This window comes from Paenibacillus anseongensis (assembly GCF_009757995.1).
Lineage (GTDB): Bacteria > Bacillota > Bacilli > Paenibacillales > NBRC-103111 > Paenibacillus_E > Paenibacillus_E chondroitinus.
Map to the genome: position 1 here is coordinate 143046 of NZ_WSEM01000030.1, position 14174 is coordinate 157219.

A 14174-nucleotide genomic window follows, 5' to 3' on the forward strand; every position below is an offset into this window, starting at 1 on the left:
TCTCCTCGTTTCTCTTTCTCTTTAAACGATATTTAATCCGTGAAGTATCATATCGATAATTTTAATCCCGATGAACGGTACGATAACCCCGCCAATCCCATACAGCAGCACATTGCGGGACAATAAGCGATCCGCTGACATTGCGCGATACTTAACGCCCTTCATCGCAATTGGAATCAGCAGCGGAATGATGATGGCATTGAAAATTAACGCGGATAAAATAGCCGATTCCGGCGATGCCAGATTCATAATATTCAAGGCCTGCAGCTGCGGCATAGCCAGGATAAACATCGCAGGAATGATCGCGAAATATTTGGCGATATCATTGGCGATGGAGAAGGTCGTTAAAGCTCCTCGTGTGATCAGCAGCTGTTTCCCAATGGAAATGACGGAAAGCAGCTTGGTTGGATCCGAGTCCAGATCGATCATGTTGGCGGCTTCCTTCGCTGCCATAGTACCTGAATTCATCGCCAAACCTACGTCCGCTTGCGCCAGAGCAGGAGCATCATTCGTTCCGTCGCCTGTCATCGCTACAAGCTTGCCTTCTTGCTGTTCCTTTTTAATCGCAGCGATTTTATCTTCGGGTTTCGCCTCTGCAATAAACTCATCTACGCCTGCTTCAAGCGCAATTGTTGCAGCCGTCAGCGGGTTATCCCCCGTACACATGACGGTTTTGATCCCCATCGAGCGCAGCTCGGCAAACCGCTCTTTTAAACCCGGTTTTACGGTATCTTTGAGGTAAATAACACCGTAGATTCGCTCATTAATCGCTACAGCAAGCGGAGTTCCTCCGGCCTTAGCAATTCGGTTCGTAATCGTCTCCAGATCATTAGGAATTTTACCGCCTAAAGCTGTTACATATTTTTTGATCGCGTCAACAGCGCCCTTACGTACTTTAGAGCCTCCTGCGAGATTAAGCCCCGACATACGCGTCTCAGCCGTAAACTCGACAACTTCCGCACCTTCGTAAGCATTTGTTTGCCAGGATTCGCCAAGTTTATTGGCAAGCTCAACAATGGAGCGCCCTTCCGGTGTTTCATCTTTGACCGAAGCTTGAAGAGAAGCAAACGTGACGTCTTTGGCTGTCACCCCACTTACAGGAACGAATTCGGACGCCATGCGATTCCCGAAGGTGATGGTTCCCGTTTTATCTAAAATCATCGTATCAATGTCGCCTGCGGCTTCAACCGCTTTACCGGACATCGCAAGCACGTTAAACTGTGTGACACGGTCCATTCCGGCGATACCGATCGCGGATAAGAGACCGCCGATGGTTGTCGGAATCAGACAGACCAGCAGCGCGATCAGCGTGGAAATCTCCAGTTTCACATTCAAATACTGGGCCATTGGCACCATGGTCATAATGACGATTAAGAAGATCAGCGTTAATACAGCAAGCAGTGTTGTTAGAGCAATTTCATTCGGCGTTTTTTGCCGTTTCGCGCCTTCAACGAGTGCAATCATACGGTCTAAGAAAGATTCGCCGGGATCAGTCGTCACTTTGACAACGATATAGTCGGACGCTACCCGTGTACCGCCGGTTACGGAAGAGAAGTCGCCTCCCGCTTCCTTAATAACAGGAGCCGATTCACCAGTAATGGCGGATTCGTCAATGGAAGCCAAGCCTTCAATGATCTCCCCGTCGGAAGGGATGATCTCACCGATTTCGATGCGAACGATATCCCCCTTACGGAGTGTAGTAGAAGACACTTCCTTGTAGGAGCCGTCCTTTTGAACCAGACGAGCTTTCGTATCGGACTTCGTTTTCCGTAGAGAGTCAGCCTGCGCCTTGCCGCGACCTTCCGCCAGAGCTTCCGCGAAGTTCGCGAAAAGCAAGGTAAAGAGCAGAATCAGAAAGACCGCGATATTATAAGCCCTGCCTACTTCCGTCGAGCCAAATAGGTCAGGTGCAAGTGATAACAGAAAGGTAATGACGGTACCTACTTCTACGACGAACATGACCGGATTTTTAATCATTACCCATGGATTTAATTTCTTAAATGAATCCACGATAGCTTGATTCACAATTTCTTTTGTTAATGTTTTTTTACGTTCCACTGCCATGTAAATCCTCCCTCTCTAGTACGTCTATCCTCAACGCGCTGCCAAATGTTCAGCAATCGGTCCCAATGCCAGCGCCGGGAAGAACGTTAGAGCACCGATAACTAAAATAATCATGATTAAAATCCCCATAAATAAAGGTGTATTCGTCCGAAGCGTACCTGTTGTAACGGGCACAACACGCTTAGTAGCAAGTGATCCTGCTATTGCGAGCATGGCGATAATGGAAATATAGCGTCCAACCAGCATGACAAGGCCAATGCTCATTGCATAAAAGTTCGTTCCAGCGCTCAAACCGCCAAAGGCAGATCCGTTATTGGCTGCACCGGAGGTGAAGGCATACAGAACTTCAGATAGGCCATGCATCCCTTGATTCGCTATGGATGTGACCGATTCAGGACGAATCAACGCCCAAGCCGTCGGTGCTAAAATGATGAGCGGATGCGTCAGAATCGCGATCGCAGCCAGCTTCACTTCTTTGCCTTCAATCTTTTTACCCATAAATTCTGGTGTACGTCCAACCATTAGCCCGCAAATGAATACGGACAAGATGAGATAAAGCAGTCCGTTTAATAAGCCGACCCCTTTGCCTCCAAATACGTTATTTAACATCATTTCCGCAAAAGGAACAATGCTTCCTAGCGGTGTAAGCGATTCATGCATCGCATTAACAGAACCTGTTGTAGCTGCTGTAGTAACGGTTGTGAAAAGGGCCGTTTCGGATAATCCGAAGCGAACTTCCTTGCCTTCCATATTGCCATGAACGCCTAACGCATCTACGGCAGCAATACCTTTATACTCCGCGTAGAACACCGTACTAAGCATGACCAAGAAGATAATTCCCATAGCAGCGAATACGGTCCAGCCTTGCTTCTTGTTCTTAATCATCAGTCCGAATGCGTAGACGAGTGAAGTAGGCAAAAGCATCATACAAATGATATGAATCATATTGGTAAATGGCGTTGGATTTTCAAAGGGATGCGCAGCATTCGTCCCGAACCATCCGCCACCGTTGGTGCCGATATGCTTAATCGATTCAAAAGAAGCAACTAAACCGCGAGTAATCGTTTGTTCTGCCCCTTCAATGGTTGTCGCTTGAACAGCGCCCAGCAAGGTTTGAGGCACACCTTGGAAAACTAGAACTAAAGCAACAATGAAGCTAAGCGGCAGAAATACGCGAGTAATCGCCCTTGTCATATCCACATAAAAGTTTCCGAGATTGTCTTGACGGCCAACTAATCCGCGGATAAAAGCTACAGCTACGGCGAAACCGGTTGCCGCCGATGTAAACATCGGAAACGTAAGCCCTACTAATTGTGATAGATAGGACATCGTGTTTTCACCACTGTAAGCTTGCCAGTTCGTATTTGTAATAAAAGAAATAGCTGTATTAAAAGCGATTGTTGGGGATACATTATCAATTCCATCGGGATTAAGCGGCAGATACTTTTGAAGCCGAAATACGGCGTACATGAGGATCATCATGACAAAGTTGACGATTAGTACAGCTCCTAAGTACTTCTTCCAGCCCATCGCTTCCTCTTCTTTCACACCCATTAGGCGATAGGACACACGCTCGAAGGGGCCGAACACACGATCCAAGCCACTTTTTTCATAACCAAACACTTTCACCAAGTAGCTGCCCACCGGCTTCACCAAAAGCATGATAATTACCAGTGTGATGACTACTTGCAACAATCCCATACCCATAGTAGGTTCTCCCCCTGCTTTACATAAGTTCTGATTTATCTATTAAAATTTCTCCGGCTTCACTAAAACAAAGCCAAGATACACCATGATCGCTAGCGCAATTAATCCAATCACAATCATTTGGTTGCCTCCTAATAAGTTTTCATGCAAAAACTCGCATCGAAAGCATCAGCTTACGCTTTTTCGCAAAATTTCATAAAGCCCCAAAACCCCAGAAAGGTTAATGCCATTAATAAGACCATCGTTACATCGTTGTACATCACGCACCTCCTCCAAGTCAGACAGATCCTAATTTATTGGTTTGTAATAGAGATGATAGAAGGAACTTCACATCACCGTTTTTGGAATAAATAACATAGTCAGCGCCTAGCCCTTTATAAATCAATCTGGGATTTACACTTTGGGTAATCACATACATCGGCCCTGACGTCCAACTGCGGCATATCTGAATATAGCGGCAGCATAACGTCAAGCTTTCTTCGAATAGAATAATGCTCCCAACCGGATAATCGGGAATATGGGGTGAACCCGGTAGTGACGTATCCACCTGGATGATCTTTTTTACTCCCTGCCCTTCTAGCTTGAGTTTTTCCATCTTGTTGTTCGTTAATGCAACATAAGGAAACCCAGCCAACCTGATCTGTTTCATAAACTCCTCGCCTGCCTTGGTTGGAGCAGCTATTAGCAGCAAATCGCTTTGCATGGCCTTCATCGCTTCCTTTCCTGACTCATTGTAACGCCGAACGGTATAAAAATGAGGTAAAGAATCCATAGCCTGCATATAAAAAAAACATAAAAATGCGCATGCTTAGAAAGAAACATAGGCCTCTGAATGGTCAAAAATATAAGAACGATTCGATAGAACATCCAATTCTTTGTTGCCTATAGATTTATGTTGAAGCTTCTCTGACAGGTCTGTTAATGCCGACTCGATCACATGAGTCCTTACTTCTCCCCATGCCTCTTTTTTCTGACGGACATAGTGCAAACCATCCTCAAGGGATAGCCCTTTGAGCTTCTGAAAGACAACAGCCCATTGAACGAAGTCTCCCTTCAGATTGCCACACGGAATTTCATAATCTCCTAAACCGCTTGTTCCCAGGCTTGTTGAGATGGAAAGCATGCCGCAATGGCAGTCGCGGCCATGTCCAGGCAGCAGTTTGTCGGATAACTCATCATCAAAGCGATAGCATTCAATTCGGGTAATCTTGCATTCGGGAACCATGTGTAGATTCACTCTCCTCATTTGATGCTCTGAATCTTACGCCTTGGAGATCCGCCTTGTAAAACGTGCCGCGACCTTCTTTTTGCCGTATAGACGAATGGATGCGCTTTCAAATAATTCGTGCATGAATTTTCCCTATTCAAGCTTCGGTTTTCTTCCATTTACGCCATTTTTATCGTTTTTTTATGGGTTTCCCCACGTTTCTTTACCCCATTTTTATTCCTCTCAGCCTTACAATTGAGGAGCAAACACACACATTATTGCTGTAGGTCTTACGTGCAAAGGAGAAGTGACGATGGCTTCCGCTCCCCGTTATTATTTAGGGTTAATCCCCGAAATGTTAAATCCGATCCCCTTAACTTACGAGTGGTTCGGTGTCTTATGGTTAGAAGAGGCTAACCGTTTCCCTGTTATTGTTGGGTACTGGTTCTCTAAGGAGAAGTCAAACATTATTCAAAAAGCAGAGCGAGCCGGTTATGCCAATTGGACCGAAATGTCGGAGCACTACGTGATCATGAACATGTACAGGTCCATACGAAATAAACAAAAGGAGCAGGATTGGGAAAAGCGCTCCAGACTATCAATTCGCATGAATTTCACAGCACCTTGGAAGAATGTCCCCTCTGGCTTGTATGTTGTCAAATCAAGAGATACCTTTCCGCTGCATGCTTCCGCCATATCGAAAAAAAGATTCTTCCTTTGGTTAGAACACGCGGCGGTATGTGAAACCGAACAGGAGCTTCAAGCGTTCATCCGGAGGGTGCAAAGAGAGCACCACCTTGGGAAAAGAATCAAAACAGGGAGCCCTACGATGTAGGGCAACCGCACCATCCCAGAAATAAAAAAGACACCGTCCACATGGACGATGTCTACCTCTACCTCTACCTCTACCTCATCCTCCGTCAACGACGAACGAGCTCCATCTCCACTTGCCGATATCTCGATTGCAATCCCTATGTTGTACTTTGTGCAATATTATAACCGCATTTTGCCCTCCGCACTCCCCTAAATTGTACTTAGTACAACATAACGGACTACAAACCGTTTTTTTCGGGCAACAGCACCAAAATGAGTGTACTTTGTGCAACGAGGGCTGCGATTGCAACCAAAAAACCGCTCTCCTGTTGCACAAAGTGCAACGAAGCATCCCATGGCACCACAGGATGACCCGTGTTAGCCCTTAAACTCATTCTTATATGTTAAAAAAACGTACAGAAATGGCGTAATACCGCCAATTCCTGTACGTTTATGAACATCTACTTTTTCAAATGATACGGCACCGTCGTCACGATCAGATCCCGCCTGTACAGCAGGAAAGCGCGGATCAGCAAGCTAGACTGATTATGGAGTATATGCTGCCAGTTTCGTTTAGGAATAAACTGCGGAATCAAGACAGTTACCCGGAAATTCGACTCGTTCGCCTTATGCTCCACGGTATCGATGAATTTCGTTAACGGTTGAATAATGCTCCGATAGTGGGAATGCAGGGTGACTAACCGCACATCCGGCTGCCAACACTCCCATTTCTCTTGGAACTGCTTCTCGGCCTCCCGATCAAAGGCCACATACACCGCAATAATCTGGTCTGGCGCCAACGATTTCGCGTAATTCATGGAATTTTCCACGACATGAGTAATTCCCGCGACAGGCACGATCATCACATTCCCCTTGATCTCGACGGAAGGCTCACATGTCGTGATTCGGAGCTGCTCGCCGACAGCCTCATAATGCTTTTTGATTTTATGAAACGTATAAACAATTAAGGGGAGAAAGATAAACACAGGCCATACCTGCCCCAGCTTTGTGATAAAAAAGATTAGCATGACGGTGAAGCTTATTAACGCGCCAATCAAATTGACCGTCAGTTTCACGATCCAGCCCTTGGGTTTTTCGCGTACCCACTTTACCAGCATCCCAGTTTGCGCGAGCGTAAAGGGGATAAATACACCCACGGCATACAGTGGAATGAGATGCTCCGTTCTGCCTTTAAAAGCGATAATCAGGATGATGGACATAATCGCCAAAAATATAATCCCGTTGGAATACCCCAATCGATCCCCTCGGATCGTAAACATTCTAGCGATATATTTGTCCCTGGCCAAATTAACAGCGAGCAAAGGAAAGGCCGAATACCCCGTATTCGCGGCAAGCACAAGTATCATTGCTGTGGTGCCTTGGATGATATAGTACATGTAATTCCTACCGAATGTTTGGGAGGCAATCTGCGAGACTACGGTTTCCTGAGTTTTTGGAACGATGCCATAGGCGTAAGCCAAATACACGATGCCCGAGAACAAAATGGCAAGCAGCAATCCCATTGCCGCTAAGGTTTTGGAGGCATTCTTTGGTCCCGGGTCTTTAAAGTTCGGAATGGCATTGGAGATGGCCTCAACACCTGTTAAGGCCGAGCTGCCCGATGCGAAAGCTTTCAATAACAAGAACAGAGTAATCCCGGCAACCGGCGTCCCTATAGGAGCATGCATCTCAGGTGTAACTGTGCCTGTTACCCCTTTGTACAAGCCTACACAGATTAATATAATCAGTGCCAAAATAAATAAGTAGACGGGATAGGCCAAGATGGAGGCAGATTCAGTGATCCCTCTGAGATTCAGAATCGTGATGGCGACAACGAGCAGGGTAGCAATATTCACATTGTAGGGGTGGAGCGACGGGAAGGCAGAAGTAATTGCGTCTGTCCCCGCTGAGATGCTGACCGCTACGGTTAGGATGTAATCCACCAGCAAGGAGCCTCCTGCGAGAAGGCCGGCGTTTACACCCAAATTTTCCTTGGAAACGACATAGGCCCCGCCCCCATGGGGATAGGCGAAAATAATTTGCCGATAAGACAAAATGAGAGCCAGTAATAGAATGAGCACACCCACGCCGATGGGTACCGAGTACCAAAGAGCCGCGGTGCTTATGGTGATAAGCACAATCAGTATCTGTTCAGGTCCGTATGCGACTGATGATAGAGCGTCAGAAGACAGGATCGCTAGCGCCTTTGTTTTATTCAGCTTTTGCTCCCCTAATTCGGCTGATTTCAAAGGCTGACCGATAAGTAACCTCTTCAATGCAGAAAACATCATACCACCGCCAAATGTTTTGAGTTCATCCTCCCTTAAATTACCCCCTAAGATAGAATAAGAACCACAAAACCTACTGCCAAGTTTCTACAAAAGTCGAACAAGCTATATGATAAAATGGTACCGAGTGACTACCCAGTCTATCTATTGGATGGTGATGACATTGACAGGCATCTCCCCGATTCGGCATACCACCTATCGTGATTTGGCGCCCAGCGTCCATTGGGCCCAATTGCACCAAAGAACGCCTCAATTCAAATGGGCGCGGCGCATTTACGATTTTCAGTTTCTCTATGTCATTCAAGGCGAACTGCAGGCCACTTTATCAGGAAAGTCGATGTTGGTTCCTGCGGGGAGGCTGCTCCTAATACCAGCCAATGTGTATCACACCATCGAAGTATTAACAGCGCCGCACGTTCATCTATTGGGGATTCATTTCGATTTCTTCAGCGATCTGCGTGTGAAGCAAGGGGATCTTGTCGTGGATGAAAGCCATCCTCTTATGGATTGTTTTTGCGCGATGCCTTATATCGACGGGGCACCTCTGTTTCCGTACGGTTATTCCATCTCGCTGCCGCCGGCTGTCGTTTCGTTGATGGAAGCGACCATCCATGAAATGACCGAGCAGAAACAAGGCTTCGAAATGGTCTCCAAAGGGCTGATGCTCCAAATGCTCACGCTGTTGATCCGTCATCAAGCTGAGACGAACCGCACCCTTCATCCGAAATATCAAGAAAGCTTACTGCATTTAGCTCATGAACTCAAAACGAGTTACCGAAAAAAGTGGACCAATGTCGAAATGGCCGCTTTCATCAACGTTCATGAAGACTATATGAGTAAGCTTTTTAAAGATATGCTGGGCATGAGCCCTAATAAATACCTGCAATCCGTCCGGCATCAGCAGGCCAAGCGGCTACTGCGCGAAACGGATGATAAAATCGAGCGAATCTCGCTTGAAGTCGGCTATGATGACTTTCACTATTTCAGTCGTATATTTAAAAAGTGGGAAGGCATGTCGGCCCAGCAGTATCGCAGGTTCTCTCAATTTATTTGACTAAGCGTGACTCTTTCGGTAATCCGACGGATAGCTGGAACAGTTCTCGACGAACAGCTTGGTAAAATGCCGCGTGCTGTAGTAGCCGACCTTCTCCGCGATTTGTTTCACTTGCAAATTCGTATTCAGCAGCAGCTCTTTGGCCTTCAGCATGCGAATATTCGTTAAGTATTTAACGAAGGGCGTTCCGGTTTTTTTATTAAACAGCATGCTTAAATAGTTGGCAGACACATTGAGCTGCTGGGCAATTGAGCCGATCCCGATATCGTCCATGTAATGCTGCTCGAGATATTGAACGACCTGTTCGACCAGATCCGCCGTGACCGGCTCCCGGGGCTTGATCTCCCGCAGCTTGCTTTCCCCGATCTTCCGAAGCTCCCTGATCACTTCAGCCTCTGAGCGTGAGGCATCATCTGCCTCTGGGGCGCCCAATGCCTGCACCATGTACAGGTGAACAGCCTGACGTGTTTGCTCGTTCGAACTTCGTTTGCCCGCTAGCAGCAATCCCTCCAGCTCACTCACCGCCGTTTGGTAATTCAAATACGCCCTGAAATACATATGCTGCTTAATAGCGCAAAATAGTTGACTGATTTTCGAGCTTTCAGGAACCTGAACCTCTGCCTCCAGCTCCATGTACCTGATCCGTTGGCCGATGCCGCGAACCACACGCAGATGGCTCCATTCCCCAAGCTGAGCGAGTTGGGCATTCAATTGATCGAAGCCGCGGCATTCTCCAGTCTGCAGAATCGATATTGCCAAGCCGTCTTGGCGATAAGGTTCAGCCACACCTGCCAGCTCGTCAAAAAATTGCTGCACCTGCTCCCTGCAATCGAACCCTTTCGCCGGATCCCAGGAACCGATCACCGCACACTCACCATCAGGCAGCGACACCATGGCGAAATTCATGCCATATACGAGCAAACTTGTCATACGCTCACGCAAGTCATCATAGAAGGCGCAGGTCATGTCCGATAAGGCTTTCCCGGTTTTGGTCGTGTCAAATATACAAACGGCTCCGATGAACCAGCCTTGCACATAGACACTGTCCAGCTCCTCAAACTTCAAGGTCGTGAGCCCATTGCAAAGGGCAAACAAGCTATTTTCGAATTGCTGGTTAAGCATTTGGATGAATTCTTTGTTGTGCTTGGCGGTATTCGTCAGCGCCCTCTCCAAATCCAGCGGATTCACCGGCTTCAGCAAATAGTCAGACGCCCCGAGCTGCAGAGCCTCCTGCACATAAGCAAAATCTGAAAATCCGCTCAAGATGATCCATTTGGTGCGAGGCGAGATCGCTTTGCCCAGACGCATCGCCTCCAGCCCATTCATACGAGGCATCCGGATATCAATAATCGCAACATTCGGCTTATGTTCGCTAACCAGCTCAAGGAGTTCCTCGCCATTGGCTCCTTCGCCAACAATCTGCCAGGAGGATTCTACATCCTGAACCATACTGCGAATGCTCGCCCGAATCAGATTCTCGTCATCAGCAATGATCAACTTCATCCTCGCCTCACATCCTTTAAAGGTATTAGGATTTGAACACTGGTTCCTTGATCCTTAGCACTATGAATACTCATGGATGCTCCTTCGAAAGACAGCTGCAACCGTTCCCTAACATTCCGAATGCCTAAACCCTCCTGCACCTTGCTGGACTCAAATCCCACCCCGTTATCGCTGATATGTATCGCTAATATTTCTTCCTTCTCGCCAGGGACCGACTGCATCTGGATGTCCATCCTTAGCTCGCAGCTATGATCGCATGGCTCAATGCCGTGAATGATAGCATTCTCAATGATCGGCTGCAGCAGCAGCTTCGGAATTAAGAGCGACAGGGCATCTGGATCGCAGCTAATGTGCACCTGAATTTTCTCGGCGAAACGAACCAGTTGAAGCCCGCAATACTTGTTGATAAAATCAATTTCCTCCTGCAGCTGCGCCCAATCGTTATGTTCCAGGGTGTAGCGCAGCATTCCGCTTAACGATAAAATAGCCCGCTCCAGCTGCATGCTCTGGCCCGTTCGATTAAGGCCGATGAAGCCATTTAACGTGTTGTACAGAAAATGCGGCTGGATTTGCGATTGCAAAGCCCGATACTCTGCATCCCGTTTCCCGAGCACAGCCTTATATTCCCGATCAATCAGCTCACCGAGCTTGTAGATCATCGTATTCAAATTGCTGCCCAACTGGGAAATTTCATCATTCCCCTTCACCCGATACAACGTATTCATATCCCCGCGCTGAACGCGCTTCATCACTTGAATCATCTGTTTGAAAGGCGTAACAATCCAATGGGATACTGTAAAATACAAAATCAACGCGATCAGCAAGCCGCTAGCCGCAAAAGCCGTGCCAATCCAATAGACCCGCTTCAAATGGGCTTGGATAAAAGCCTCCGGCGACAGGATCGCAATCACCCAATTCGAGCGGGAGATCGTTTCGCGAACGACCGTGTAGGAATCCTTCACGTCCATGACCGTCCGGCTTCCGGAAGCAATTTGGCTCTGCATGTCGCCCGAAATGGGCTGATTCGAATAGATCAATTGCTGATTATCATCAAGGATGACCACCTTAGCCCCCTTGCTGAGCCTAATGCCTTTCATCATTTGATCCAAAAGCACTGTGTCGGCATCCGCCATAATAATACCCAGCGGCCGACCTGAGTCCGGGTCCTTAATCAGACGTGTTACAGAGAAAACCTCACTATCGGCGTTATTCAGATAATCCTGCTTATGCACACCGGTGAACGCTACGTTCCCGTCCGCCTTCACCGCCTTGATATACCAATCCTGCTCTTTAAAAGGGAAACCTTTCACCGCTTGATCCGAGAAACTAAGGGGCGGCGTAATGTAAACAGAACCATCCATCGGCAGAAGAATGGTTCCGAGTATGTCCTTTCGCATATTTTTCAAATAGCTGGGGAGGGTCTTATTCAGGACTTCTTCAGCCTCGTATTGCTCATACGGGGTAAGGAGCTTCCACTGTGAAGTCGATTTCAATTTCAAAGCAAGCATTACTTCATTGTTCAAATAAGGGGTGACGGTCATACGTTCCAAATCGTCCAAATACGTTTGAATATCGAACGTGAGAGCAGTTAAAGTCCCCTCTAGCAGAGAGGACTCTTGTTCTTTTATTAAATCGAGGTAATAGGAAGGTAATTTCACGACAATACCGACAATCGGGATGACAATGGTAATGAAAAATAGCAGAGATAATCGGAATCGAATCGATTGTCTGATTGTATCAACCTCCTGGCGATTAACCTTTGATCGCGCCGGAAGCAAGTCCCGAGACAAAGTAGCGCTGCAAAAATAAATACACAATCGTCATCGGAATCGCGCCCATGAAGGACCCGGCAGCCACCCAACCTACATTGCTCGTGTACTGCCCAAAGAATGATGAAAGCGCTACCGTGATGGTCCGCATCTCTGGTTTTTGCAAGAAAAAGATTGAGAATTGATAGTCGTTCCATACAGCAACACCGGACAAAATAATGACGGTTGCCGTTACAGGCTTCAGCAGCGGCAAGATCACCGTGAAAAACAGCTGGAACCTACCCGCGCCATCAATCATCGCCGCTTCATCCAGATCCCGGGGAATCGTGGAAATAAAGCCGGTGTACAAGAAAATCGTCATTGGCAGATTGAAGGTAATGAACAATAGAATGATACCCCAATACTGATTCATCCCGCCAATATCTACCATAAATTTATACAACGGAACCAGAATAGTCAATGGGGGAACGATCAAAGCGGATACGAAAAGCGCATAAATGAACTTATTCCAGCTCGTTTGGCGCCGGGCAAGCGGATAAGCGGCAAGGGAGCCGATTACGACAATCAGGACGACCGAAATGACGGTCACGATGAAGTTGCTTCGGAAAGCATCCGTCAGATGCGCTTCCTTCCAAGCATCTCGAAAGTTATCGAAGTACAGATAACCTGGAAACATCCATTTGGAGCTTAGATCGTCGAAAGCTTTGAGTGAAGTCGTTATCAAAATATAGAAGGGCAAAATATGAGCCAAGCAGATGACGAGGGAGAGCAGCGTTAACAGGCTTTTTCGTTTGTTCTTCATGCATTAACCTCCCTCTTTCTAAGAAACAGCAAGGCTGTGATACTCACGATGGAGATCATGATGAACATCAGAATACCGATCGTAGCGGCATATCCGGCATCTTCCCGTCCAAAATAGAGCAAGTACATGATCGAGGACAACGACGCGGAGGCATAACCTGGACCACTGTTGGTCAATGCGACGATGACGTCGAACAATTTCAGACCGCCAATCAGATTGAGCACCATGCTGACCGTAAAGGCCGGTGCAATCAGCGGCCATGTCACGTGAGCGAAACGCTGCAAGGGACCCGCTCCGTCAATCGTCGCTGCCTCGTAATAATCTCTTGGAATGGACTGCAATCCGGCCAAATAGAGCACCATCGCGATCCCCAAGTATTGATACGTGTTGACGAATGTAATAATCCAGACGTTCAGATTCGGATCTCCCAGCAAGTTCGAAGGCTGATCATGGAACAATAAAATAATGTCATTGATTGCGCCGCCTTGATACTGGAAGAAGAAATACCAGATATACCCCATAATCAAGGAGGAGATAATGACCGGTAAATAAATGACCGTACGGACAAGTCCTCGGGTTCGGATATTCAGATTTAAGAATAAGGCGTATAACAAGCCGATCACATTTTGAAAAACAGCGCTGCCGATACCATAGATCGCCGTATTGCGGATTACCTTAAGGATCTCGGGATCCGTGAACATCCGGCTATAATTGGTGAAACCGATCCATTTGTAGTCCTGATTGTAGCCGTCCCAATTCGTAAATGAAATTTTGATCCCTTTAAAAAACGGATAAAAAATAAAAATGAAAAACAAAAGAAGCGCCGGAATATAGAGCAAATTCAGCAAAGCCCCGCTGCGCACGAGGCGGCTAAAGGTTGTTTCCGTTTTTTTACCGGCACGGGTCTGCGCAAGCACTGTCCTTGATTCAGCCATAAATTCACCTTCCTCCTTCATGATCATAGACA

The 14174-nt window shown here is 47.1% G+C and carries 12 protein-coding genes; 2 read left to right on the top strand and 10 right to left on the bottom strand.

Annotation, left to right across the window (positions count from 1 at the left end; genetic code table 11):
* Positions 1-21 precede the first annotated feature (21 nt).
* From kdpB to GON05_RS29320, 5 genes are all read right to left on the bottom strand, one after another.
* On the bottom strand, positions 22-2064 hold the full coding sequence (kdpB, locus tag GON05_RS29300) for a potassium-transporting ATPase subunit KdpB (RefSeq protein WP_157324227.1): 2043 nt from the start codon (positions 2062-2064) through the stop codon (positions 22-24).
* A 30-nt stretch (positions 2065-2094) separates the two neighbouring features.
* Positions 2095-3765: a potassium-transporting ATPase subunit KdpA gene (gene kdpA, locus GON05_RS29305; protein WP_157324290.1), complete on the bottom strand. Its 1671-nt coding sequence runs from the start codon at positions 3763-3765 to the stop codon at positions 2095-2097.
* A gap of 48 nt (positions 3766-3813) precedes the next feature.
* Positions 3814-3891: a potassium-transporting ATPase subunit F gene (locus tag GON05_RS40150; protein WP_379171775.1), complete on the bottom strand. Its 78-nt coding sequence runs from the start codon at positions 3889-3891 to the stop codon at positions 3814-3816.
* 157 nt (positions 3892-4048) lie between these two features.
* Positions 4049-4552: a hypothetical protein gene (locus GON05_RS29315; RefSeq protein WP_246239553.1), complete on the bottom strand. Its 504-nt coding sequence runs from the start codon at positions 4550-4552 to the stop codon at positions 4049-4051.
* Between the two features lie 27 nt (positions 4553-4579).
* Positions 4580-4996 carry a hypothetical protein gene (locus tag GON05_RS29320; protein WP_157324233.1) on the bottom strand — a complete coding sequence of 139 codons (417 nt, stop codon included), beginning with the start codon at positions 4994-4996 and terminating at the stop codon, positions 4580-4582.
* A gap of 295 nt (positions 4997-5291) precedes the next feature.
* On the opposite strand from GON05_RS29320, the gene GON05_RS29325 reads away from it, so the two are divergent.
* The gene (locus GON05_RS29325) at positions 5292-5813 is read left to right on the top strand and encodes a hypothetical protein (RefSeq protein WP_157324235.1); all 522 of its coding nucleotides are present in this window, start codon (positions 5292-5294) and stop codon (positions 5811-5813) included.
* A gap of 439 nt (positions 5814-6252) precedes the next feature.
* Here the strand turns inward: GON05_RS29325 and GON05_RS29330 are convergent, their stop codons facing one another.
* The gene (locus GON05_RS29330; protein ID WP_157324292.1) at positions 6253-8079 is read right to left on the bottom strand and encodes an APC family permease; all 1827 of its coding nucleotides are present in this window, start codon (positions 8077-8079) and stop codon (positions 6253-6255) included.
* A 109-nt stretch (positions 8080-8188) separates the two neighbouring features.
* Between GON05_RS29330 and GON05_RS29335 the strand changes: the two genes are divergently transcribed.
* Positions 8189-9133 (top strand): helix-turn-helix transcriptional regulator, encoded by a 945-nt coding sequence (locus tag GON05_RS29335; RefSeq protein WP_157324237.1) that lies wholly within the window; start codon positions 8189-8191, stop codon positions 9131-9133.
* Here the strand turns inward: GON05_RS29335 and GON05_RS29340 are convergent, their stop codons facing one another.
* The 4 genes from GON05_RS29340 to GON05_RS29355 are packed head-to-tail and all read right to left on the bottom strand — an operon-like array spanning position 9134 to position 14142.
* A complete protein-coding gene (locus GON05_RS29340) occupies positions 9134-10636 on the bottom strand; it encodes a response regulator (protein WP_157324239.1) in 1503 nt (500 codons plus the stop codon). It abuts the gene before it with no gap.
* Positions 10633-12414, bottom strand: coding sequence for a cache domain-containing sensor histidine kinase (locus tag GON05_RS29345; RefSeq protein ID WP_221435274.1), 1782 nt, complete (start codon positions 12412-12414; stop codon positions 10633-10635). The genes GON05_RS29340 and GON05_RS29345 overlap by 4 nt, the downstream gene beginning before the upstream one ends.
* Positions 12389-13207 (bottom strand): carbohydrate ABC transporter permease, encoded by an 819-nt coding sequence (locus GON05_RS29350; protein ID WP_127456665.1) that lies wholly within the window; start codon positions 13205-13207, stop codon positions 12389-12391. The genes GON05_RS29345 and GON05_RS29350 overlap by 26 nt, the downstream gene beginning before the upstream one ends.
* The gene (locus GON05_RS29355; protein ID WP_157324243.1) at positions 13204-14142 is read right to left on the bottom strand and encodes a carbohydrate ABC transporter permease; all 939 of its coding nucleotides are present in this window, start codon (positions 14140-14142) and stop codon (positions 13204-13206) included. The genes GON05_RS29350 and GON05_RS29355 overlap by 4 nt, the downstream gene beginning before the upstream one ends.
* Between the last annotated feature and the right edge of the window lie 32 nt (positions 14143-14174).